Source organism: Paracoccus halophilus, from assembly GCF_000763905.1.
GTDB classification, from domain to species: Bacteria; Pseudomonadota; Alphaproteobacteria; order Rhodobacterales; family Rhodobacteraceae; genus Paracoccus; species Paracoccus halophilus.
The window spans coordinates 1-20,778 of sequence record NZ_JRKN01000035.1 but is presented as its reverse complement, the minus strand read 5'-3'; the positions used below and the strand labels follow the sequence as shown (position 1 = coordinate 20,778).

22 protein-coding genes are annotated in these 20,778 nt (G+C 67.2%); 9 read left to right on the top strand and 13 right to left on the bottom strand.

Annotated features, from left to right (window positions below; all coding sequences use genetic code 11):
- Positions 1-8: 8 nt before the first annotated feature.
- A complete protein-coding gene (gene leuC / locus IT41_RS16545; protein ID WP_036743464.1) occupies positions 9-1,451 on the bottom strand; it encodes a 3-isopropylmalate dehydratase large subunit in 1,443 nt (480 codons plus the stop codon).
- A gap of 286 nt (positions 1,452-1,737) precedes the next feature.
- Between leuC and IT41_RS16540 the strand changes: the two genes are divergently transcribed.
- From IT41_RS16540 to IT41_RS16525, 4 genes are all read left to right on the top strand, one after another.
- A complete protein-coding gene (locus IT41_RS16540) occupies positions 1,738-3,087 on the top strand; it encodes a mechanosensitive ion channel family protein (RefSeq protein ID WP_139221655.1) in 1,350 nt (449 codons plus the stop codon).
- A 95-nt stretch (positions 3,088-3,182) separates the two neighbouring features.
- Complete coding sequence (gene rsfS / locus IT41_RS16535) at positions 3,183-3,638, top strand: ribosome silencing factor (RefSeq protein ID WP_074948080.1); 456 nt, start codon at positions 3,183-3,185, stop codon at positions 3,636-3,638.
- Between the two features lie 3 nt (positions 3,639-3,641).
- The gene (rlmH, locus tag IT41_RS16530; RefSeq protein ID WP_036743462.1) at positions 3,642-4,109 is read left to right on the top strand and encodes a 23S rRNA (pseudouridine(1915)-N(3))-methyltransferase RlmH; all 468 of its coding nucleotides are present in this window, start codon (positions 3,642-3,644) and stop codon (positions 4,107-4,109) included.
- Between the two features lie 115 nt (positions 4,110-4,224).
- On the top strand, positions 4,225-4,755 hold the full coding sequence (locus IT41_RS16525) for a hypothetical protein (RefSeq protein WP_036743460.1): 531 nt from the start codon (positions 4,225-4,227) through the stop codon (positions 4,753-4,755).
- A 52-nt stretch (positions 4,756-4,807) separates the two neighbouring features.
- On the opposite strand, the gene IT41_RS16520 is transcribed toward IT41_RS16525, so the two are convergent.
- A complete protein-coding gene (locus IT41_RS16520; RefSeq protein WP_036743491.1) occupies positions 4,808-5,635 on the bottom strand; it encodes an LOG family protein in 828 nt (275 codons plus the stop codon).
- A 92-nt stretch (positions 5,636-5,727) separates the two neighbouring features.
- On the opposite strand from IT41_RS16520, the gene dapD reads away from it, so the two are divergent.
- Both dapD and IT41_RS16510 read left to right on the top strand, forming a co-directional pair.
- Positions 5,728-6,552, top strand: coding sequence for a 2,3,4,5-tetrahydropyridine-2,6-dicarboxylate N-succinyltransferase (gene dapD / locus IT41_RS16515; protein ID WP_036743459.1), 825 nt, complete (start codon positions 5,728-5,730; stop codon positions 6,550-6,552).
- Between the two features lie 89 nt (positions 6,553-6,641).
- A complete protein-coding gene (locus IT41_RS16510; RefSeq protein WP_036743457.1) occupies positions 6,642-6,893 on the top strand; it encodes a GlsB/YeaQ/YmgE family stress response membrane protein in 252 nt (83 codons plus the stop codon).
- A gap of 54 nt (positions 6,894-6,947) precedes the next feature.
- Here IT41_RS16510 and IT41_RS16505 read toward each other — a convergent pair whose 3' ends face one another.
- Positions 6,948-7,418 carry a YbaK/EbsC family protein gene (locus tag IT41_RS16505; protein WP_036743455.1) on the bottom strand — a complete coding sequence of 157 codons (471 nt, stop codon included), beginning with the start codon at positions 7,416-7,418 and terminating at the stop codon, positions 6,948-6,950.
- Positions 7,419-7,473: 55 nt separating this feature from the next.
- Between IT41_RS16505 and IT41_RS16500 the strand changes: the two genes are divergently transcribed.
- A complete protein-coding gene (locus tag IT41_RS16500) occupies positions 7,474-7,797 on the top strand; it encodes a hypothetical protein (RefSeq protein ID WP_036743489.1) in 324 nt (107 codons plus the stop codon).
- Positions 7,798-7,868: 71 nt separating this feature from the next.
- Positions 7,869-9,125, top strand: coding sequence for a lytic murein transglycosylase (locus IT41_RS16495; RefSeq protein WP_036743453.1), 1,257 nt, complete (start codon positions 7,869-7,871; stop codon positions 9,123-9,125).
- Positions 9,126-9,218: 93 nt separating this feature from the next.
- On the opposite strand, the gene IT41_RS16490 is transcribed toward IT41_RS16495, so the two are convergent.
- From IT41_RS16490 to IT41_RS16465, 6 genes are all read right to left on the bottom strand, one after another.
- A complete protein-coding gene (locus IT41_RS16490; protein ID WP_036743452.1) occupies positions 9,219-9,707 on the bottom strand; it encodes an RNA pyrophosphohydrolase in 489 nt (162 codons plus the stop codon).
- Positions 9,704-11,107 carry a S41 family peptidase gene (locus tag IT41_RS16485; RefSeq protein ID WP_036743451.1) on the bottom strand — a complete coding sequence of 468 codons (1,404 nt, stop codon included), beginning with the start codon at positions 11,105-11,107 and terminating at the stop codon, positions 9,704-9,706. The genes IT41_RS16490 and IT41_RS16485 overlap by 4 nt, the downstream gene beginning before the upstream one ends.
- On the bottom strand, positions 11,104-12,342 hold the full coding sequence (locus IT41_RS16480; RefSeq protein WP_036743448.1) for a murein hydrolase activator EnvC family protein: 1,239 nt from the start codon (positions 12,340-12,342) through the stop codon (positions 11,104-11,106). Before IT41_RS16480 ends, IT41_RS16485 begins: the two co-directional genes overlap by 4 nt.
- Complete coding sequence (gene gpmI / locus IT41_RS16475) at positions 12,339-13,862, bottom strand: 2,3-bisphosphoglycerate-independent phosphoglycerate mutase (protein ID WP_036743447.1); 1,524 nt, start codon at positions 13,860-13,862, stop codon at positions 12,339-12,341. Before gpmI ends, IT41_RS16480 begins: the two co-directional genes overlap by 4 nt.
- Before the next feature lie 202 nt (positions 13,863-14,064).
- The gene (rlmN, locus tag IT41_RS16470; RefSeq protein ID WP_036743446.1) at positions 14,065-15,240 is read right to left on the bottom strand and encodes a dual-specificity RNA methyltransferase RlmN; all 1,176 of its coding nucleotides are present in this window, start codon (positions 15,238-15,240) and stop codon (positions 14,065-14,067) included.
- A 105-nt stretch (positions 15,241-15,345) separates the two neighbouring features.
- On the bottom strand, positions 15,346-15,873 hold the full coding sequence (locus IT41_RS16465) for an invasion associated locus B family protein (RefSeq protein WP_036743444.1): 528 nt from the start codon (positions 15,871-15,873) through the stop codon (positions 15,346-15,348).
- Between the two features lie 113 nt (positions 15,874-15,986).
- Between IT41_RS16465 and IT41_RS16460 the strand changes: the two genes are divergently transcribed.
- Positions 15,987-17,009 carry an asparaginase gene (locus IT41_RS16460; protein WP_052081717.1) on the top strand — a complete coding sequence of 341 codons (1,023 nt, stop codon included), beginning with the start codon at positions 15,987-15,989 and terminating at the stop codon, positions 17,007-17,009.
- A gap of 21 nt (positions 17,010-17,030) precedes the next feature.
- Here IT41_RS16460 and IT41_RS16455 read toward each other — a convergent pair whose 3' ends face one another.
- The 4 genes from IT41_RS16455 to fsa form a co-directional block, all read right to left on the bottom strand.
- On the bottom strand, positions 17,031-17,789 hold the full coding sequence (locus tag IT41_RS16455; RefSeq protein WP_036743439.1) for a TSUP family transporter: 759 nt from the start codon (positions 17,787-17,789) through the stop codon (positions 17,031-17,033).
- A 100-nt stretch (positions 17,790-17,889) separates the two neighbouring features.
- Entirely contained in the window at positions 17,890-18,828 is a 939-nt protein-coding gene (locus tag IT41_RS16450) for a tyrosine recombinase XerC (RefSeq protein ID WP_036743437.1), read from the bottom strand.
- Entirely contained in the window at positions 18,825-19,550 is a 726-nt protein-coding gene (locus IT41_RS16445; protein ID WP_052081716.1) for a DUF484 family protein, read from the bottom strand. Before IT41_RS16445 ends, IT41_RS16450 begins: the two co-directional genes overlap by 4 nt.
- Positions 19,550-20,203: a fructose-6-phosphate aldolase gene (fsa, locus tag IT41_RS16440; protein WP_036743435.1), complete on the bottom strand. Its 654-nt coding sequence runs from the start codon at positions 20,201-20,203 to the stop codon at positions 19,550-19,552. Before fsa ends, IT41_RS16445 begins: the two co-directional genes overlap by 1 nt.
- Positions 20,204-20,778 lie beyond the last annotated feature (575 nt).

Here is a 20,778-nt window from a genome sequence, read left to right as displayed (position 1 = left end):
CCGCCGCGTCAGACGGTTTCCGCCGGGGCCATCATCTCGCGCACATCGGTCAGGTGGCCCTTGATCCCGGCCGCCGCCGCCATCACCGGCGACATCAGATGGGTGCGGCCCTTGTAGCCCATGCGCCCCTCGAAATTGCGGTTCGAGGTGGCGGCGCAGCGTTCGCCCGGGGCCAGCTGGTCGGGGTTCATGCCCAGACACATCGAGCAGCCGGCAAGGCGCCATTCGAAACCGGCATCGGTGAAGATCCTGTCCAGCCCCTCTTCCTCGGCCTGATGACGCACGAGGCCCGAGCCGGGCACGACCATGCCGCGCACGCCCTCGGCCAGATGCCGGCCGCGCAGGATCTCGGCGGCGGCGCGCAGATCCTCGATCCGGCCATTGGTGCAGGAGCCGATGAAGACCGCGTCGATCCTGATCTGGTTCAGGGGAGTGCCGGGTTCAAGACCCATATAGTCGAGGCTGCGCCGGGCGGCCTCGACCTTGCCGCCCTGGAAATCCTCGGGGGCGGGGACATTGGCGGTGATCGGCAGCACATCCTCGGGCGAGGTACCCCAGGTCACGACCGGGGCGATATCCTCGCCGCGGATGGTCACCACCTTGTCGAAATGCGCGCCCTCGTCGGTGAAGAGCGTCTTCCACCAGGTCAGCGCGGCCTCCCATGCGGCGCCTTTCGGGGCGTGGGGGCGGCCCTTGCAATATTCAAAGGTCTTTTCGTCCGGCGCGATCAGCCCGGCGCGGGCGCCGCCCTCGATCGCCATGTTGCAGACGGTCATGCGCCCCTCCATCGACAGATCGCGGATCGCCTCGCCGCAATATTCGATGACATAGCCGGTGCCGCCGGCGGTGCCGGTCTTGCCGATCACCGCCAGCGTGATGTCCTTGGCGGTGACGCCCGGGCGCAGCTTGCCGGTGATCTCCACCTTCATGTTCTTCGATTTCTTCTGGATCAGCGTCTGGGTGGCCAGCACATGCTCGACCTCCGAGGTGCCGATCCCATGCGCCAGCGCGCCGAATGCGCCATGGGTCGCGGTATGGCTGTCGCCGCAAACGACGGTCATGCCGGGCAGGGTCCAGCCCTGTTCCGGGCCGACGATATGGACGATGCCCTGACGGATATCGGTCACCGGGTAGTAATGCACCCCGAATTCGCGGGCGTTCCTGTCCAGCTCCTCGACCTGGATACGCGATTCCAGGTTGTCGATATGGGATTCGCGGCCGGCGGTGGTGGGCACGTTATGGTCCGGCACGGCGATGGTGCGCTCGGGCGCGCGGACCTTGCGGCCGGTCATGCGCAGCCCCTCGAAGGCCTGCGGGCTGGTCACCTCATGGACCAGATGCCGGTCGATATAAAGCAGACAGGTGCCGTCCTCCTGACGGTCCACCACATGCGCGTCGAAAATCTTGTCATAGAGGGTGCGGGGCGCGCCCGCGTTGGTGTTGCCGGTCATGGCTGTCTCTTTCCGTGAAGAGTAGCTGGGAGAAGGGTTTCATGCCCGTCCGGATGGCCGCATCTGGACGGAAGGGCGCGCGCAGGCGCCCGCCCGTCAAAGACGGGCGGTGACAGACAGGCTTTCGCCATAGAACCGGCCCGGCAGGCGGGCGCGGTCATGAATGTCGAAATAGATGAATCCAGACATAAGGGGTGTTTTACGACGCTTTGGGCCGCGACGCAATATTCGTGGTCCTTGTCATGCCGGCCCCCGCCGGGTTCAAATGACGCCAGGAGGAGGGCGCATGGAGCAGTTGAATCCCGAAATGGTCGATGCGGCGCAGGGGCTGTGGAGCAATGTCGCGACCTTCTTCAAGCTGCTGCTTCTGCCGACGCGGCGCAGCCAGCTGATCGCCGTTCTGGGGCTGGTGGCGCTGTCATGGCTGCTGGCGCGCGGGCTGTCGCCGCTGCTGACCGGCTGGCTGCGCAGCCGGGAAAACTGGCCGAAATGGCGGCTGCGGCTGGGCCTGCTGGTCGATCGTAGGCTGACGCTGATCGTGTTCGCGCTGCTGTCATGGGCGGTGGTGCTGGTCATGCGCGAGGTGACCTGGCCCTCGCGCAGCCAGGTCATCGCGCTGGCGGCGAATATCGCGACCGCCTGGGTGGCGATCTTCTTTCTGGCGCGGGTCATCGCGAATCGTTTCCTGCGGCGCATCGTCAGCTGGGCGGCCTGGATCTGGGTGACGATCGACCTTCTGGACCTGACCGATTCGGTCTCTGAGGTGCTTGACGGCGTGGCGATCAGCTTTGGCGACTTCCGGCTGTCCGCGCTGACGGTTCTCAAGGCGGTGGCGATCACCGGCTTGATGATCGCCGGGGCGCGGCTTCTGTCGCAGCTGATCTCGGCCCGGCTGGCCCGGAACGAAGACATCTCGCCCACCATGCGGGTGCTGACCACCAAGCTGTTGCAGGTGGTGCTGTTCAGCCTGGCGGTCATCGTCGGGCTGAAGGCGGTGGGCTTCGATCTGACCGGGCTTGCGGTGTTTTCCGGCGCGGTCGGGGTCGGGCTGGGATTCGGCCTGCAAAAGGTGGTCTCGAACCTGGTTTCCGGGGTGATCATCCTGCTGGACCGCTCGATCAAGCCGGGCGACGTGATCAGCCTGGGCGACACTTTCGGCTGGATCGAGGAACTGGGCGCGCGCTATGTCAGCGTCGTCACCCGCGACGGCAAGGAATACCTGATCCCGAACGAGGATCTGGTGACCGGGCAGGTGGTGAACTGGTCGCACAGCAACGATTTCGTGCGCCTGGATATCAAGTTCGGCGCCTCTTACGACAATGACCCCCACAAGGTCAGCCGCATCGCGATCGAGGCCGCAATGGGCGTGGGGCGCGTGATCGCCAGCCGCAAGCCGGTCTGCTGGGTGACGGGTTTCGGCGATAATTCAGTGGATTACGTCCTGCGCTTCTGGATCGGCGACGCCACCGGCGGGCTGACCAATGTGCGCGGTCTGGTCTATCTGGCGCTGTGGGACGCGTTCAAGGAAAACGACATCTCGATCCCCTTCCCGCAGCGCGAGGTGCGGCTGCTGAACGACAGCCTGCCCGTCAGCGCCACGGCACCGCCGCCCGCGGATGGGCAGCCCGATGCCTGACTTGTCTCGGGTCATTGAGATGGGCTGAAAAAATGCTATCTTGGAACTATCCCCTGCGCCGGGGGCGATCGGCGCGCTGACCGGAGGATACACCCCTGTCCAATACCGTCTCGTCGGCCTCTGCGCCGACAGCGACCGCCGCCGAGTCCGGGCTGACCAGCGATCAGGTTCTGGACCGCATCCTTGCCTCTCTGGACGACGACAAGGCCGAAGATGTCGTGACCATCGACCTGCGCGGCCGCTCTGCGATGGCGGATCACATGGTGATCGCCTCGGGCCGGAATGCGCGCCAGGTGGCCTCGATCGCGGAAAAGCTGGTCGAGCGCCTCAAGGCGCAGACCGGCCAGCCCGCCCGGATCGAGGGCAAGGAGACCGGCGACTGGGTGCTGATCGACACGGATGACGTGATCGTCCATGTCTTTCGCCCCGAGGTGCGTGATTTCTACCAGCTGGAAAAGATGTGGATGCCGGCGGATGCGCTGCGTTCGGCCACGCTGGACCGGATGCGCACCGATCACGCGGTCGACACGGCCCGCAAGACCCAGAACTGACGCATGCGGATGGTCATTGCCGCGGTCGGGCGGCTGCGGCAGGGCCCCGAGGCGCAACTGCTTGACGATTATCTCGACCGACACGCCAGGGCCGGCCGCGCCTTGGGCTTGCCGCCGGTGACCGTGGCCGAGGTCGAGGACAGGTGCGGCGGCGGCATGGCGGCCGAGGCGCCGCTGCTGGAACGCGCGATCCCCGAGGGCGCCGCGCTGGTCGTGCTGGACGAACGCGGCCAGATGCTGACCTCTCCCGAATTTGCCGGCAGGATCGCGGCATGGCGCGATCAGGCCCGCGATGTCGCCTTTGTCATCGGCGGCGCCGACGGGATCGACCCCGGTCTGCGCGACCGCGCGGATCTGGCGATCAGCTTCGGGCGCATGGTCTGGCCGCATATGCTGGCCCGTGTCATGCTGGCCGAGCAGATCTATCGCGCCACGACCATTCTGGCGGGCGGTCCCTATCACCGGGAATGACGATAGCGTTCTGATATTAATAAACCTTTAATTGAAACCCCGGCATTCATTTCACGCGAGCGGCGGGTTTCAGGCTAGACTGGCGGAAATACTTCCTCATTTGTCGGGGGTGCATATGTTGCCGATCGCAAATCCTGCCCAAAGCCGCGCCGGTCCCGTGACGGTCCAACCCGCGCGCCTGTCCGAGATGGTGGCCGACATCACGGCCGCCGGACAGGTCGAGATCCCGCCGGTCGAACAGGCCGAGGCGGCAAGCGGCACCTTTCAGCGTGGCCGCGACGATCTTGACCGCGCGCTGGCCGCACAATCCGCCGCGGCGCTGCGGCTGCGTTCGCAAAGGGCGAAAACCGCGACGATCGACGCCGATTCGCCACAGGATCGCGCCGTGTTCCGCGCCAAGGTCATCAAGTTCCTGCAGGCGATCTATCGCGACGATGCCTCGTTCCAGCGCGCGCTTGATCGCGGCACCATCGTCGTGCGCGCGGTCGAGGACATGCCGCCCCCGGATCTGCGCCCGGAAATCGCCCATGCGATCTATCGCCATGGCGCGGCGCAGACCGGGCCGGCACCGGTCGAGGCGTCTGGCCCGCGCGCCGTCCCGCAAAGCGTCGGCGCCGGGGATTTCGTCGCCTGGTGGCCGAAATGATCCCGCGCGCGCCATTGCCGCGGAATTGAAACGGGTGGCGGCGCGTCACGCCTCAGGGGCAGGGCTCTTGCCAGTTGTCGATGATCGCGACCGCCTCATCGGCGCTTTCGACGAAACTGATCAGATCCAGATCCTCGGCGCTGATCGTCCCGGCCCTGGCCAATGCCTGCCAGTTCACGACCTCGTGCCAGAACTCGGGTCCGAACAGGATGAAGGGCACGCGTTTCATGCGGCCGGTCTGGATCAGGGTCAGCGTCTCGAACAGTTCGTCCATGGTGCCGAAACCGCCGGGAAAGACCGTCACCGCCCTGGCCCGCATCAGGAAATGCATCTTGCGGATGGCGAAATAGTGAAAATTGAAGCAAAGATCGGGCGTCACATATTCGTTCGGCGCCTGCTCATGCGGCAACACGATGGACAGCCCGATCGAGATGCCACCAGCCTCATGCGCCCCCAGATTGCCCGCCTCCATCACGCCCGGGCCGCCGCCGGTGCAGATGACGTTCTCGGCGCCATAGCTTTCCAGGCTGCGCTCGGTCATCAGCCGGGCAAAGCGGCGTGCCTCGTCGTAATAGCGTGACAGTTCCGCCAGCATCGGCGTGGCGGCACCGGCCTTGTTCTGGGGCGAGGTGATCCGCGCGCCGCCGAACATCACCACGGTCGAGCGAATGCCCCGCGCATCCATGATCAGCTGCGGCTTCAGCAGCTCAAGCTGCAGCCGCACCGGGCGCAACTCCTCGCGCAGCAGGAATTCGTCATCCGCGAAGGCCAGCCGATAGGCCGGCGCGCGGGTCTGCAACGTGTCGGGGATGGTGCGCGCGGTCGCGGCATCCTGCTGACTGTCGCGGAACGGGTGATTGCGCTCGTCTTCGTCTTTCATCGAAACCTCTGGCTGGTTGCCGCGCATTGCGCGACCGCACCCCTCGGCTTATAGCCCTTGAACGACAGTTTCCACCCGAGAGAGGCCCGCCCATGTCGAATGACGCCCTGGAATCCGCCATCGAATCCGCCTGGGAGATCCGCGACCAGATCACCCCCGCCACCAAGGGCGCCACCCGCGAGGCCGTCGAAGCCACGCTGGCCGCGCTGGACAGCGGCGCCCTGCGCGTCGCCGAAAAGCGCGGCAATGACTGGCATGTGAACCAATGGGCGAAAAAGGCCGTGCTGCTGGGCTTTCGCCTGAACGACATGGAAAAGCATGCCGGCGGCCCGCAGGGCGGCACCTGGTGGGACAAGGTGGACAGCAAGTTCGCCGGCTGGAAGAAAAAGGACTGGCAGGCGGCCGGTTTTCGCGCCGTGCCCAACTGCGTCGTGCGCAAATCGGCCTATATCGCCAAGGGCGTGGTGCTGATGCCCAGCTTTGTCAATCTGGGCGCCTATGTCGATGAGGGCACGATGGTCGATACCTGGGCCACCGTCGGCTCCTGCGCGCAGATCGGCAAGAACGTGCATCTGTCGGGTGGCGTCGGCATCGGCGGCGTGCTGGAGCCGATGCAGGCCGGCCCCACCATCATCGAGGACAATTGCTTCATCGGCGCCCGCTCCGAGGTGGTCGAAGGCTGCATCATCCGCGAGGGCTCGGTTCTCGGCATGGGCGTGTTCATCGGCAAATCGACCAAGATCGTCGACCGCGAAACCGGCGAGGTGATGTATGGCGAGGTTCCGGCCGGCTCGGTCGTCGTCGCCGGCTCGATGCCGTCAAAGAACGGGGTGAGCCTTTATTGCGCGGTGATCGTCAAGCGTGTCGATGCTCAGACCCGCTCCAAGACCTCGATCAACGAATTGCTGCGCGACTGATTCGCGAAAAAATTGCCTCGCCCCGGCGTGAACCCGCGCCGGGTTTTTGCGTTCACCCTGCAATGAGATCCTGATAACCGGAGTTTGACATGCAGGGATTGGGTTGGCTGTCGGCAATCATCGTCGGCGGCATCGCGGGCTGGATCGCCAGCAATATCATGAAGGCCGATACGGGAATCATCCTGAACGTGATCCTGGGCATTGTCGGCGCCATTGTCGGCAATGCGCTTCTTGGCCTGTTCGGGCTGAATGCGCAGGCGGGCAGCTGGATCGCGCAGGGCGTGGCCGGGCTCCTGGGCGCGGTGGTGCTGATCTGGCTATACCGCGCCGTCGCCGGCTAGCGGGCCGGCCAGAAAGCGAACGGGGCAGGGCTTTCCTGCCCCTTTTCGATGCGCTCAGGCGATGAAATCCGCCTGCTCGGCCCCGGTCACGCGCATCAGATCGACCGGCGCGATGGCAAAGACGTGGCGCGGCGTGCCGGCGGCCGCCCAGACCCGGTCAAATTCCAGCAGGCGCGGATCCAGAAACGCCTCGATCCGCCGCAGATGCCCGACCGGCGCCACGCCGCCGATGGCAAAGCCGGTCTCGGCGCGGATCAGATCGGCATCGGCCTTGCCCAGATTCTGCCCGGCCACCGCCGTCGCCTTTTCCGTATCGACCCGGTTGCCGCCTGCCGTCAGGAACAGCACGACATGGCCGGATTCCGCGCCGCGAAAGATGATCGACTTGGCGATCTGGTCGATCTGGCAACCGACCGCCGCCGCTGCTCCCGCCGCCGTGCGGGCGCTGTCATCCGTCTCGCGGATCTCGACCTGCAACCCGGCCTCTTCCAGCGCTCTTTGCACACGGCGCAAGCTCTTGCTCATTGTCACTCCTCCGCTTTCGGGCGATATGACGCGAAATCGCAGCAAAGGGAAGGCCATGGCGGAACAGGTCTATACGCTTCTGGTGCAGGTCGGCCGGGCGCCCGATGACGATCTGCCCAAGGGCGCAAGCGGCGCGGCACTGGTCTGCTATGCCGCGGGCGAGGATGAGGAAGAGGCCGTGCGGGAAACCGTCGCCATCCTGAAGCAGGCCGGCCTCGCCCCGATCGAGGTCACCGGCCACGGCACCCTGCCGGAGCGCCTGGCCGAGGGGCACGAGATCCCCGACGAGGAACGCGCCCTGATGGACCGGGCGCTCACCGAAAACGCCGTCATCGTCGCCCAGATCGAGCCGCTTTTCGATCACGATCAGGCGGACTGATCCGCCCCTGTTCAGCCATGCGGCGCTGGGCTAGACTGCCGGCAAAACCCAGACAGGCAGGCAGTATTCCCATGACCCGACGCATTACCCGCATCGCCCTTTCGGCCCTGCTGGCCACCGCTTTGGCCAGTTGCGGCGTGTCGTTCAGCCAGACCCCCGGCGCGGTGGCCGGCGGCAATTACAGTGGCTTGCCCACGGCGAACGGGCAGGGCAGCGAGGCCGGTTTCCGCAACTGGGTGGTGGCCTTCCGCCCGCGCGCACTGGCGGCCGGAATCTCGCCCGGCGTTTTCGACAGCGCCATGGCGGGCGCCAGTTTCCAGCCCGATCTGGTTGCGCTGGACCGCCGGCAAAGCGAGTTCTCGCGCCAGATCTGGGACTATCTGGACGGCGCCGTGGGCGGCACGCGCGTCCCGACCGGCCGCAGCATGGCCGCGCGCCATGCCGGCACGCTGGCGGCGATCGAATCGCGCTACGGCGTGCCGCGCGAAATCGTGCTGGCCGTCTGGGGGATGGAATCGAATTACGGCGCCAATCGCGGCAACACCCGGATCGTCCCCGCGCTTGCGACACTGGCCTATGACGGCCGGCGGGGCGAGTATTTCGCCGGCGAGCTGGTCGCGGCGCTGCGCATCATCCAGGCCGGCGATGTGGACAGCGCGCATATGGTCGGCAGCTGGGCCGGCGCCATGGGGCACACCCAGTTCATGCCGTCCTCCTTCCTCGGCCATGCGGTGGATTTCAACGGCGACGGCCGGCGCGATATCTGGTCGAACGATCCGACCGATGCGCTGGCCTCGACGGCGGCCTATCTGCGCCAGATGGGCTGGCGCCCGGGCCAGCCCTGGGGAACCGAGGTGACACTCCCACCCGGTTTCGACTATAACCTGAGCGGCAAATCGGTAACCCGCTCGGGCGGCCAGTGGTCGGCGCTTGGCGTGCGGGCGATGAATGGCGGCGCGGTGCCCTCGGGCTCGATCCTGCTGCCGGCGGGCGCGCGCGGCCCGGCGATCCTGATCACCGACAATTTCCGCGCCATCCTGAAATACAACACGTCGGACAGCTATGCGCTCGGCGTCGCCTATCTGGCCGAGGCGATCGCCGGCCGCCCCGGAATTCGCGGCAGCTGGCCGCGCGGCGACCGCCCCCTCTCCGGCGCCGAAAAGACCGAGATCCAGCGCCAGCTGAACGCGCGCGGCTTCGATACCGGCGGCGTGGACGGCAAGATCGGCAGCAAGACCTCGGACGCGATCAAGGCGTTCCAGCGCTCGCGGGGCGTGACGCCAGACGGTTATGCGGATACCCGGCTGCTGGCGCTGCTGCGCAACTGATAGCCGACGGGGCGGCCCGATGCGCCGCCCCCCTCGTTTCTTCTTCATCCAAATATCCATGCCGCCCGCGCCGCTGGCGACGGGCCGGCAGGTTCAGGCGAGCAGATCCCGGAAATCGTCGAACACCTGCGCATAGACCGCGCGCTTGAAGGGCACGATACTGGCGATCAGATCCTCGGCGCGCATCCATTGCCAGCGCGTGAATTCGGGATGCTCGGTGTCGATCCTGACCGCCCCGTCCTCGGCCAGAAAGCGCATGGCGAACCATTTCTGCTTCTGGCCGCCATATTTGCCCTTCCACACCTTGCCCAGCAGTTCCGGCGGCAGGTCATAGATCACCCAGTCGCGGGTCTCGGCCAGCACCTCGACCAGATCGGCCGCCACGCCGGTTTCCTCGACCAGCTCGCGCAGCGCGGCCTGGCGCGGGGTCTCGCCCTTGTCGATCCCGCCCTGTGGCATCTGCCAGGCGGTGCCGGGATTGTCGATGCGCTGACCGGCAAAGACCAGCCCGTCGCGATTGATCAGCACGATCCCGGCGCAGGGGCGATAGGGCAGACCGGACGGGCCGGGGGCCTCGCTCATTCGGTCCGGGCTCCGCGAAGGTTATTGGCGGCCTTGGCGTTTCCCGACGGGGTGTCGGCGCGATAATCCATCGCCGCCAGACCCTTGAGAATATCCACCGCATAGGCCAGCTGATAATCCTCTTCGCGCAGCTTGGCGGTGGCCTCGACCTGCGCGGCCTCCTCCTCGATCTGCTTGCGCTCCTCGTCCGAGATCGAATCGTTGTTCAGCGCGCCGCGCAGATCGGCCTCGGAGCTGAGGAATTTCGATTCGGTGCGCGGCTTGTCGGCCTCGGTCTCATCCTCGGCCTTCCGGGGGGGCTGCTCGACGATGATGTCGGGCTGGATGCCCAGCGACTGGATCGAGCGTCCCGAGGGCGTGTAATAACGCGCCGTGGTCAGCCGGATGGCGCTGTCCGAGGTCACCGGCATCACCGTCTGGACCGACCCCTTGCCAAAGCTTTTCGTGCCGACGACGATGGCGCGGCGGTGATCCTGCAGCGCGCCGGTCACGATTTCCGAGGCCGAGGCCGAGCCGCCATTGATCAGCACGACCATCGGCTTGCCCTGCGCCAGATCGCCGGCCCTCGCGTTCCAGCGCTCGCTGTCCTCGGGCGCGCGTTCGCGGGTCGAGACGATCTCGCCCCGCTCCAGAAACGCGTCCGAAACCTCGATCGCCTGGTTCAGCAAGCCGCCGGGATTGTTGCGCAGGTCCAGCACGAACCCGGTGAGCTTGTCGATGCCGCCGGCCTCCTCGATCGCCTTGGCCATTTCCGATTTCAGCGTCGAGAAGGTCTCGTCGTTGAAGGTGGTGACGCGCAGCACGACGGCGCGCCCCTCGGTCCGGGTCTTGACCACGGTCAGCTTGATCGTGTCGCGCACGATGGTCAGGTCAAAGGGCTCGCTCTCGCCCTCGCGCAGGATGGTGATCTTGATTTCCGATCCGACCGGGCCGCGCATCTTTTCCACCGCCTCGTCGAGGTTCAGCCCCATCAGCGATTCGCCGTCGACATGGGTGATGAAATCGCCCGCCTGCACGCCCGCCTCGGCCGCCGGCGTATCGTCGATGGGCGAGATGACCTTGACCAGCCCGTCCTCCTGCCCGACCTCGATCCCCAGGCCGCCAAAGCTGCCGCGGGTCTGGGTCTGCATGTCCTCGTAATCCCGCGCCGACAGGAACGAGCTGTGCGGATCGAGCGAGGTCAGCATGCCGTTGATCGCCGCCTCGATCAGCTCCTTGTCGTCCACCTGTTCGACATATTCCGAGCGCACCCGCTCGAACACATTGCCGAACAGGTCGAGCTGCTCATAGACCGATGCGTTCCTGCCCGATTCCTGCGCGACCAGCGGGCCGGCGAATTGCGTGGCGACGGTGATGCCCGCAAGCGTCCCGACCGCCCCTGCCAGTAGATAATGTTTCATTCCGTTCCGTCCTGCCCGGTTGCGTTGCGGCCAGCGCCGTCATGACTGGCCTCGCCCATAATCGGATTCATCACGAACCACTCGGCCGGGTCCAGTGTTTCCTTGCCCTGCCGCAGTTCAACATACAGTGTTTGCGTCTGCCCGGCACCGCCCCCCGCGGCGGCATTGGCGACGAATTCGGCGCCGAACTCCTGCGCGGGCGGCTCCTCGCCGCCCATCAGGCCGACCGGCTCGCCCGCGGCCAGCACATCGCCGGTCTCGCCAAAGACCTGCGCCAGCCCGGCAAATACCATCAGATAGTTGCGCGCGGGTTCAAGGATCATCACATTGTCGTAATCCAGCAGCGGGCCGCGATAGCGGATCGTCGCAGGCCAGGGCGTGGTGACCAGCGCTGCCGGGCCGGTGGCGATGACCAGACCCGGACGCCGCACCCCCGAGGCGTCGGGTTCGTCATAGCGGCGCAGGATGCTGCCGATGACCGGCAGCGGCAGGCTGCCCTGCGCGCCCTCGAAATCGGCCATGGGGGCGCCGATATCCTGCTCCATGCCGGCCAGTCCCGACGCAAAGGCATCCAGGGTGTCGGCCGATTGCACCAGCGCCGTCAGTTCCTGCGGATCCTCGCCGAAGCGGACCGGCAGGCTCGACCGGTCGGTCACGGCCGAGGCCAGCAGCCGCCGCGCCTCCTGCACCTCGCCCAGGCCCTGGGCCAGCGAATTGGCGGCCGCAAGCTGGATGGTGCGGACGGTCCTGATCTGGTCCAGCTTGCTCTGCATGTCGCGCGCCTCGGCTTCCAGCCCCGGCGCGACCGAGGCCAGGATCATGCCCGCCCGCGCCGCAGCCTCGGGCCCCGAAGGATGCAGCAGCAGCACCGTCTCGGGCGAGCGCTGCATCGAGGTCATCGCCCCCAGCACCCGCGCCAGTCGTTCGCGCCGGGCGTCGAAATCGGCGCGGATCTCCTGTTCGCGCATGCCGGCATGGCGCAGGCCTTCGCGCAGTGCGGCAAGCCCCTGCTCATAGGCGCGGATCATCCCGGTCAGGGCGACCACCTGATCGTCCTCGGTCAGGGCCTGATCCAGCTGGCCGATGGCGGCGCGGATCGTCTCGGCGGCATCGGCGGCCTCCTGCGCGGCGCGGCTCAGCTGCGAATCGCCCTGCGCCGAGCCCGCCGGCTGCGCGGGCGCCGTCGTGCCCAGCCCGAAAGCCGCCAGAACCGGGAAAAGCAGGCGCAGTCTCATGCGCGCCCGATCAGGGATGCGCCGGTCATTTCCGGGGGCAGATCAAGGCCCATCAGGTCCAGAACCGTCGGCGCAATATCGGCCAGACGGCCGTCGCGCAGCCGCGCGCCCTCGGGTCCGCCAAAGACGATGACCGGAACCGGGTTCACGGTATGGGCGGTATGCGGGCCGCCGGTCTCGGGGTCCAGCATGGTTTCGCAATTGCCGTGATCCGCGATCACCACCGCCGCGCCGCCCGCGCGCTCCAGCGCCGCCAGCATCATGCCCAGGCCCTTGTCCACCGCCTCGCAGGCGCGGATGGCGGCCGGCAGGCTGCCGGTATGGCCGACCATGTCGGGATTGGCATAGTTCACCACGATCAGGTCGTAACCCGCGTCGATCGCCTCGACCAGCTTGTCGCTGACCTCTGCGGCGGCCATCTCGGGGGCGAGGTCATAGGTTGCGACCTTGGGGCTGGCGGGCATATGGCGATCCTCGCCCGGCTCTGGCGTTTCCTTGCCGCCATTCAGGAAAAAGGTGACATGGGGATATTTCTCGGTCTCGGCCAGCCGGAACTGGCGCAGCCCCCTGGCGGCGACCCAGGCGCCCAGCGTATTGACCACCTGCTTCTTGGGATAGGCCGAACTCATGTATTCGTCATGCTTCTCGGAATAATCGACCATGCCCAGAAGCGCTGCCCATTCGGGCCGTGCGCCGGTATCGAAGGCATCGAAACCGGGCTGGCCGATCGCGGCCAGGATTTCGCGCGCGCGGTCGGCGCGGAAATTCAGGCAGAAGAAGCCGTCGCCATCGCCGGCGCCCGGGAAATCCCCGATCACCGTGGGCGGGATGAACTCGTCGGTCTCGTCGCGGGCATAGGCCTCGGCCACGGCCTGATCGGCGCTTGCGGCCGTCAGCCCCTTGCCCTGGATCATCGCGGCATAGGCGCGCGAGACGCGGTCCCAGCGATTGTCGCGATCCATCGCGAAATAGCGGCCGATCACGGTGCCGATGCGCGCGCCCTCAGGCAGGCTTTCCTGCAATTCGGCGACATGGCCCAGGGCCGATTTCGGCGGCACGTCGCGGCCGTCGGTAATGGCATGGACGACCACCGGCACACCCTTTTCGGCCACGGCGCGGGCGGCGGCGATGACATGGCGGATATGGCCATGCACGCCGCCATCCGAGATCACGCCCATCAGATGCGCGGTGCCGCCCGTCGCCCCAAGCCGCGAGACGAATTCGCCAAGCGCCGCGTTGTCGTAAAACGAGCCATCCTCGATCGCCAGATCGATCTGGCCCAGATCCATCGCCACCACGCGGCCGGCGCCGATATTGGTATGGCCGACCTCGGAATTGCCCATCTGCCCCTTGGGCAATCCGACATCGGGGCCGAATGTCACCAGCGTCGCATGCGGGCAGTCCCGCATCAGCCGGTCGAAATTCGGGGTCTTGGCCTGATCCGGCGCGCTCTGCTCGGGACGATCTGAGATACCCCAGCCGTCAAGAATGCACAGGACGACAGGTTTCGGATGGGACATGTCGGGCCTCTCTCGCTGGCGTTTTCGGGGTGGTCCGCTTCTACGACCGCAAGGCGCGGGGGGCAAGTTCCCGGCGCGTCATGCCGACAATCCTGCCGGAAAACCGCCGCATGGCCGCCAGCGCATGCGCGCGCGCCGGATCGCCTTTCTTCTTCATCCAAATATCCATGCAACAGCGGCCACCGGGCCGGGCGGCAAAGCCTCAGGCACCGGTCTCGGCCGCGATTTCGGCGCGCGACTTGCGGCCACGCTCGGTCGCGGATTTCAGCTGACCGCAGGCGGCCATGATATCCTCGCCGCGCGGCGTGCGAATCGGACTCGCATAGCCGGCCTTGTGGACGATATCGGCGAAAGCCTCGATCCGCTCCCAGCTGGAGCGCCGGTAGGGCGCGCCGGGCCATTCGTTGAACGGGATCAGGTTGATCTTGGCGGGAATGCCGCGGATCAGCCGGACCAGCCGGCGGGCATCCTCGTCGCTGTCGTTCACCCCGTCCAGCATCACATATTCAAAGGTGATCCGCTCGGAATTCGACAGCCGCGGATAGTCGCGCAGCGCGTCCAGCAGCGCCTCGATGTTCCATTTCCTGTTGATCGGCACCAGCCGGTCGCGGGTCGCGTCATCGGTGGCGTGAAAGCTGACCGCCAGCAGGCAGCCGATCTCCTCGGCCGTCCTGGCGATTTCCGGCACGATGCCGCTGGTCGACAGGGTGATGCGGCGGCGCGACAGGCTGATGCCCTCGCCATCCATCACCACCTTCATGGCGTCGCGGACATTGTCGAAATTATAAAGCGGCTCGCCCATGCCCATCAGCACGACATTGCTGACCAGGCGGGTCTCGTCCTTGGGCTGACCCGGCTCGGGCCATTCGCCCAGATCGTCGCGGGCGACCATGACCTGGCCGACGATCTCGCCCGCGGTCAGGTTGCGCACCAGCTTCTGCGTGCCGGTATGGCAGAAGGAACAGGTCAGCGTGCAGCCCACCTGGCTGGAAATGCACAGCGTGCCGCGGTTTTCCTCGGGGATATAGACGGTCTCGACCTCGTGCCCGCCGGCGATGCGCAGCAGATACTTGCGGGTGCCGTCGGCGCTGACCTGCCGGGTCACGATCTCGGGCAGGGAGATCTCGAATTTCTCGGCCAGCAGGGCGCGGTAATCCTTGGCCAGATTGGTCATCCGGGCGAAATCGCGCTGCCCCCAGTAATAGACCCATTGCCAGATCTGGCCGACCCGCATCCTGGCCTGACGTTCGGGGGTGCCGGCCTCGATCAGCGCCTCGCGCAGCTGTTCGCGCGTCAGGCCGACGATGTTTTGCCGCGCCGCATCGGGCAGCTTGCGCGGGATGGTCAGCAGGTCTTGCGTGATCGGGGCGGCGTTCATGGCTTGGTTGTCCGGGCAAAGGGGAAGCCGGATATATAGGCCATGCCGGGGCAAAAGAAAACAGGGGCGCGGGCCCCTGCCTTCATCAATTCGCAGCCATGCGGCCTAGCGGCAGGATTCCTGCGCCCGGCTGGTCATGGCGGTGACGCCCGACAGGCTGAACGTGTCCTTGGTGACGGTCCCGCGCGACGAGCGCCCGGTGATCACCGCCGAAGCACCCGCCCGCAGCGCCGAGATCAGCTTGCTGTCCTCGGACGGAGAGCCGGTCCAGGCGCTTTCGCCCTCGGTGAACAGCTTGAATTCCTGGCCGCCGATATTCACCTCGACCGCGCTGTCGGGGGCAAAGGGATAGCCGCCGGCAAAGGACACCTCGCCCGACTGGCCGGGACGATAGGCGATGTACAGGCGGATATCGCCGCGCGTCACCTCCTTGGGGTTGCCGCTGCTGTCCAGGTTCTGGGTCGATTTCGGTGCCGATACCGCCCAGCATTCCTTGGGGCTGTTCGCGGAGAACGCGGTCCAGTCGCCTTCGGTCCCGATTACATTCGTCGAGTCCTGGGCCAGGACCGGCGAAGACGCGGCGATTGCGATGACGGCGGCTGCCGCTGCGGCGCGCGGCGCGAATTTCAACATGCTCTGGCCTCCTGCCATGGTCCGGTTTATTCCGGCTTGTTGCCGATGACGGTGGTGTTTTCAACCATCTGCCGGCAAGATAATGCGAAAATTGTGACACGAAAAACCCCCGGATGCGGAAAATCGCGCGATTGTCAGAGGAAATTGCCGTGCCATTGGCCAGAATGATCGAATTATGGCGTGGCGGGCTGTGCGAAAGCCTGCATTTCGGCCATGCGGTGATCGCGGATGCAAACGGCGTCGTCGCGGCTTGGGGCGATCCCGGCGCGGTGATCTTTCCGCGATCCTCGTGCAAGATGATCCAGGCGCTGCCGCTTGTCGAAAGCGGCGCGGCCGATGCCCACGGGCTGGGCGGCAGGCAGTTGGCGCTGGCCTGCGCCAGCCATAATGGCGCGCGCATCCATATCGAACCCGTCGCCGCCTGGCTCGACGGGCTGGGCCTGGCCGAGGCCGACCTGCGTTGCGGCGCGCATCTGCCGGCCGACCCCGATGAGCGCAGGCGGCTGATCTGCGCGCTGGAAAGCCCGTGCCAGATCCATAACAACTGCTCGGGCAAGCATGCGGGCTTTCTGACCCTGAACCGGCATCTCGGGGCCGGGCCGGACTATGTCGATCCGGATCATCCGGTCCAGCGCGCCGTTCGCCGCGCCTTTGAGGAGGTGACCGGAGAAGAGGCGGCTGGCTGGGGCATCGATGGCTGCTCGGCGCCGAATTTCGCCTGCAGCGTCGCCGGGCTGGCGCTGGCCATGGCGCGGTTCGCCCGGCCCGGGGACGGTCGGCGCGGGCAGGCGCAGCGCCGGCTGGTCAAGGCGATGATCGCCCATCCCGAACTGGTGGCGGGCGAAGGCCGCGCTTGTACCGAGCTGATGCGCGCGGCCGGGGGGCGGGCGGTCGTGAAAACCGGGGCCGAGGCGGTATTCGTCGCCATCCTGCCCGAGCGCGGCCTGGGCGTTGCGCTGAAGATCGCGGATGGCGGCACGCGTGCCGCCGAGGCGGCGATCACGGCGCTGCTGGTGCATCTGGGCATCCTGGCCGAGGGCGATCCGGTGGTGCAGCGCTACCTGACCGGGCCGTTGCGGAACTGGCGCGGTCTGGCGACCGGCGAACTGCGCCGGGCCGAGGGCTTTCCGGCCTGACCCGGCGCAATTCGCCGGCCGTTACAGCATTTGCCAGATCAGCCGCAATGCCAGCGCGGTCGAGGTCAGCACCAGCAGCGGCTTGATCACCCGCGCGCCGATCCGCATGGCCAGCCGTGCGCCCAGCATGGCGCCCGCGATCTGCGCCAGCGCCATCGCCCCGCCCAAAAGCCAGAGCGGCTTGCCGATCAGCGCAAAGGCCAGCAGGCCGCCCAGGTTCGAGGCGAAGTTCAGCAGTTTCGTATGTGCCGTGGCCCGGAGCACGCCGTAACCCGCCAGCATCACGAAACCCAGCATGTAGAACGATCCCGCCCCCGGCCCCAGAAGCCCGTCATAGAAGCCGACGACCGGCACTGCCGTCGCGGCGAAAAGCGCGGGCGTGATGCGGCGCGCGCGGTCGGAATCGTCCAGCCCCGGTTTCAGCGCGAAGAAGAGCGCGATCCCGATCAAGACCACCGGCAGCCCGTAGCGCAGCGTTTGCGTGGGAATCCGGGTGACCATCAGCGCGCCAACGACCGCCGCCGCGAAGGCGATGGCGGCGGGGCCGGTCTGCTGGCGCAGATCGACCAGCCCGCGCCGGGCATAGGAAAGCGCGGCGGTCCCCGCGCCGAACACGCCCTGCACCTTGTTCGTGGCCAGGGCCTGCGCCGGCGGCAGCCCCGCCAGCATCAGCGCCGGCACGGTGATGAGGCCGCCGCCGCCGGCGATCGCATCGACGAAACCGGCCGCGAAGGCGGCGGCGACGAGCATCAGGATGAGGTCGAGGGAGAGGTCGAGCATGGCGTCCTGATGGTCCGCCGCGCGGGAATTGTAAAGGTGCCCTACTGGTGGCGCGGCCGGCATGGATATTTGGATGAAGAAGAAGGCGCGGGCGCGGCGCTCAGGCGCGGGGATGGGCGCTGCGATAGACCGCCAGCAGATGGGCGTCATCGACCCCGGTATAGATCTGGGTGGTGGACAGGCTGGCATGGCCCAGCAATTCCTGGATGCTGCGCAGATCGCCCCCCGCCGCCAGCAGATGCGTGGCGAAGGAATGGCGCAGCGCGTGCGGCGTCGCCGTCGGCGGCAGGCCGAGGCCCTGGCGCAGGATGCGCATCGCCGCCGAGACGGCCGGCTGGCCGAGGCGGCCGCCACGGGCGCCGCGAAACAGCGGTCCGTCCGCCTGCAGCGGGTGGGGGCAGAGTTCCAGATAGGCGGCGATGGCCTCATGCGCGACGGGCAGGACCGGCACCTGGCGTTCGCGCCCGCCCTTGCCGCGGATGGTCATGGTCTTGCGCAGCGGCCAGTCCGCGCCGTTCAGGCCGAGCGCCTCGGAGATGCGCAGGCCGCAGCCATAGAGCAGGGTCAGCACCGCCGTGTCGCGGGCGGCGATCCATGGTTCGGGATGGCTGTGTTCGGCCATGTCCAGCAGGTCGCGCGCCTGTTCCGGCGCCAGCGGCCGGGGCAGCGAGCGGGTGTATTTCGGCCCGCGCGAGGCCAGCGCCCGGGAGGCGTCGAAACCGTGGCGGTCCGACATCCAGCGGATGAAGCTGCGCGTGGCCGAAAGCCGGCGCGCCAGCGACCGCGCCGACAGGCCGCGGCCACGTTCGGCGGCGGCGAATGCGCGCATGTCGGTTTGCGTCAGCTCGCCCAGGGTTGCGGGCAGGGCGGGCGCGCCCCGATGGCCGCCGAGAAAGCCCAGAAAGGCCAGCAGATCCGCCTGATAGGCGCGGATCGTGTGATCCGAGCGGTCGCGCGTGGCGCGTTCGCTGTCCAGCCAGCGCGCCAGCGCGTCGGCCATTGCCGGGGCCAGAGCCAGAGGCTTGGCCCCGTCCGTCATGTCCGCAGCCAGGACAGCAGCACGAGCCGGAAGGCCTGCCCGAAGAAGCGCAGGAGATCGGTGCCCTGCGCCGGGTTGAAGCGCCCGGTATCGGCCGAGCCGATGACCAGCAGCGCCGGCAGCCGGCCGGGGCCGAGATCTATGGGCATCAGGGCCTCGGACTGGATCGGCGCGCGCGCCTCGCCGTGGATCGGCAGGGTCTCGCGCGCGGCGCGGCGCAGGACGATATCGTCGCCGCGCGGGCTGCGGCGCCCGGCAGAGATCAGCCCTCCGACGGTGCCAGCCGGGACGATCACCAGCGGCCCGGTCGCCTCGGGGGCGGGCAGGTCGCCGCCGGCCTCCATCACCAGCCGTAGGGTTTCCACGCGCAGGATCGGCGCGATGGCGGTTTCGAGGTTTTCCAGAAAGCCCTCGAAATCCATCGGCTCCAGCAGCGAGAGCACCGCGCGATGGACGGTGTTCATGCCGCTTTGATTGTCATAGGCGGCCGAAATCACCGTTTCATGCGCGGCTTCAAGCCGTTCCAGCCGCGCCTCGAGCGCCTGCATCGCGCGGCCGCGAATGTCGATCACGTTCTCGCCCACCTCGGCCTCGCGCGCGCCGATCAGGGCGCGCATCAGGTCGCGATCGGCAAGGATCAGTTCGGGTCTGGCCAGCAGGCGGGCGCGCTCGTCCTCCGAGAGCGCCGCGGCGGCGGCATCGGCGGGGGCGTCCACGCTCATCAGACGATCTTCTGGCCGGTCTTGGCCCAGTCCGCCTCGAACTGTTCCAGCCCGCGATCGGTCAGCACGTGCTTGACCATGCCCTTGATGACGGCGGGCGGCGCGGTGATCACGTCGGCGCCGATGCGCGCGGCCTCGGTGATATGGTTCACCGAGCGGATCGAGGCGGCAAGGATCTCGGTCTCGAAATCGTAATTGTCATAGATTTCGCGGATCTGGGCGATCAGTTCCATGCCGTCCAGGTTGATGTCATCGACCCGGCCGATGAACGGGCTGACGAAGGTGGCGCCGGCCTTGGCCGCGAGAATCGCCTGCGCGGGCGAGAAGCACAGCGTCACGTTGACCTTGTGGCCGTCCGAGGACAGTGCCTTGCAGGCCTTGAGCCCGTCCCAGGTCAGCGGCACCTTGACGGTGATATTGGGGGCGATGGTGACCAGGTGCTTGCCCTCGCGGATCATGCCCTCGGCATCGCTGGCGACGACCTCGGCGCTGACCGGGCCTTCGACGATGTCGCAGATTTCCCGGGTGACCTCGAGAATGTCGCGGCCCGATTTCAGGATCAGCGAAGGGTTGGTGGTGACACCGTCCACCATGCCCAGATCGTTCAGTTCGCGGATGGCGGCGACATCGGCGGTATCGACAAAGAATTTCATGTGCGGGAACCCCTGGCTGGCTGATTTGCCCGCAGGTTTAGCGCATAACAGCGGGCGCGTGAAGTCTGACCGGGCGGCTTGCGGCCCGGCGCGGGACCGTGCCACTATCCGGACCTGCCATGCCGGAGAATGCCGTGGAAATGCTGACCCCCGATCCCACCGATTTTGCCGTGCTTCTGATCGGTCTGCCCGTCGTGACCTTCCATCTGCCGGCATTGGTCATGATGGCGCTGTTCGGCCTGCCGCTCTGACGGATGGCGCGGCCGCTGTTCTATCCCCATGGCGCGCGGATCGCGGTGCTGACGCAGGAGGTGGTCGGCATCCTCGACTATCTTGCGCCCGAGGGCGGTGTGCGGCTGGGACAGCTGGTCGTGGTGCCCTTGGGGCCGCGCCATCCGTCAGAGCGGCAGGCCGAACAGCGCCCTCATGACCAATGCCGGCAGCTGGAAGGGCACGACGGGCAGACCGATCAGAAGCACGGCAAAATCGGTGGGATCGGGGGTCAGCAATTCCACGGCCTTCTCCGGCACGGCAGGTCCGGTTAGTGGGCCGGCCCCGCGCCGGGCCGCCAGCGG

Coding starts and splice junctions, on each gene's coding strand:
- IT41_RS16465 (WP_036743444.1), bottom strand. CDS start 15,873: ATGTTGAAATTCGCGCCGCGCGCCGCAGCGGCAGCCGCCGTCATCGCA.
- leuC (WP_036743464.1), bottom strand. CDS start 1,451: ATGACCGGCAACACCAACGCGGGCGCGCCCCGCACCCTCTATGACAAG.
- IT41_RS16485 (WP_036743451.1), bottom strand. CDS start 11,107: ATGAAACATTATCTACTGGCAGGGGCGGTCGGGACGCTTGCGGGCATC.
- IT41_RS16480 (WP_036743448.1), bottom strand. CDS start 12,342: ATGAGACTGCGCCTGCTTTTCCCGGTTCTGGCGGCTTTCGGGCTGGGC.
- IT41_RS16455 (WP_036743439.1), bottom strand. CDS start 17,789: ATGCTCGACCTCTCCCTCGACCTCATCCTGATGCTCGTCGCCGCCGCC.
- IT41_RS16495 (WP_036743453.1), top strand. CDS start 7,869: ATGACCCGACGCATTACCCGCATCGCCCTTTCGGCCCTGCTGGCCACC.
- gpmI (WP_036743447.1), bottom strand. CDS start 13,862: ATGTCCCATCCGAAACCTGTCGTCCTGTGCATTCTTGACGGCTGGGGT.
- IT41_RS16510 (WP_036743457.1), top strand. CDS start 6,642: ATGCAGGGATTGGGTTGGCTGTCGGCAATCATCGTCGGCGGCATCGCG.
- IT41_RS16460 (WP_052081717.1), top strand. CDS start 15,987: ATGCGGAAAATCGCGCGATTGTCAGAGGAAATTGCCGTGCCATTGGCC.
- IT41_RS16540 (WP_139221655.1), top strand. CDS start 1,738: ATGGAGCAGTTGAATCCCGAAATGGTCGATGCGGCGCAGGGGCTGTGG.
- IT41_RS16525 (WP_036743460.1), top strand. CDS start 4,225: ATGTTGCCGATCGCAAATCCTGCCCAAAGCCGCGCCGGTCCCGTGACG.
- IT41_RS16500 (WP_036743489.1), top strand. CDS start 7,474: ATGGCGGAACAGGTCTATACGCTTCTGGTGCAGGTCGGCCGGGCGCCC.
- IT41_RS16520 (WP_036743491.1), bottom strand. CDS start 5,635: ATGAAAGACGAAGACGAGCGCAATCACCCGTTCCGCGACAGTCAGCAG.
- IT41_RS16505 (WP_036743455.1), bottom strand. CDS start 7,418: ATGAGCAAGAGCTTGCGCCGTGTGCAAAGAGCGCTGGAAGAGGCCGGG.
- rlmH (WP_036743462.1), top strand. CDS start 3,642: ATGCGGATGGTCATTGCCGCGGTCGGGCGGCTGCGGCAGGGCCCCGAG.
- dapD (WP_036743459.1), top strand. CDS start 5,728: ATGTCGAATGACGCCCTGGAATCCGCCATCGAATCCGCCTGGGAGATC.
- IT41_RS16450 (WP_036743437.1), bottom strand. CDS start 18,828: ATGACGGACGGGGCCAAGCCTCTGGCTCTGGCCCCGGCAATGGCCGAC.
- IT41_RS16490 (WP_036743452.1), bottom strand. CDS start 9,707: ATGAGCGAGGCCCCCGGCCCGTCCGGTCTGCCCTATCGCCCCTGCGCC.
- IT41_RS16445 (WP_052081716.1), bottom strand. CDS start 19,550: ATGAGCGTGGACGCCCCCGCCGATGCCGCCGCCGCGGCGCTCTCGGAG.
- rlmN (WP_036743446.1), bottom strand. CDS start 15,240: ATGAACGCCGCCCCGATCACGCAAGACCTGCTGACCATCCCGCGCAAG.
- fsa (WP_036743435.1), bottom strand. CDS start 20,203: ATGAAATTCTTTGTCGATACCGCCGATGTCGCCGCCATCCGCGAACTG.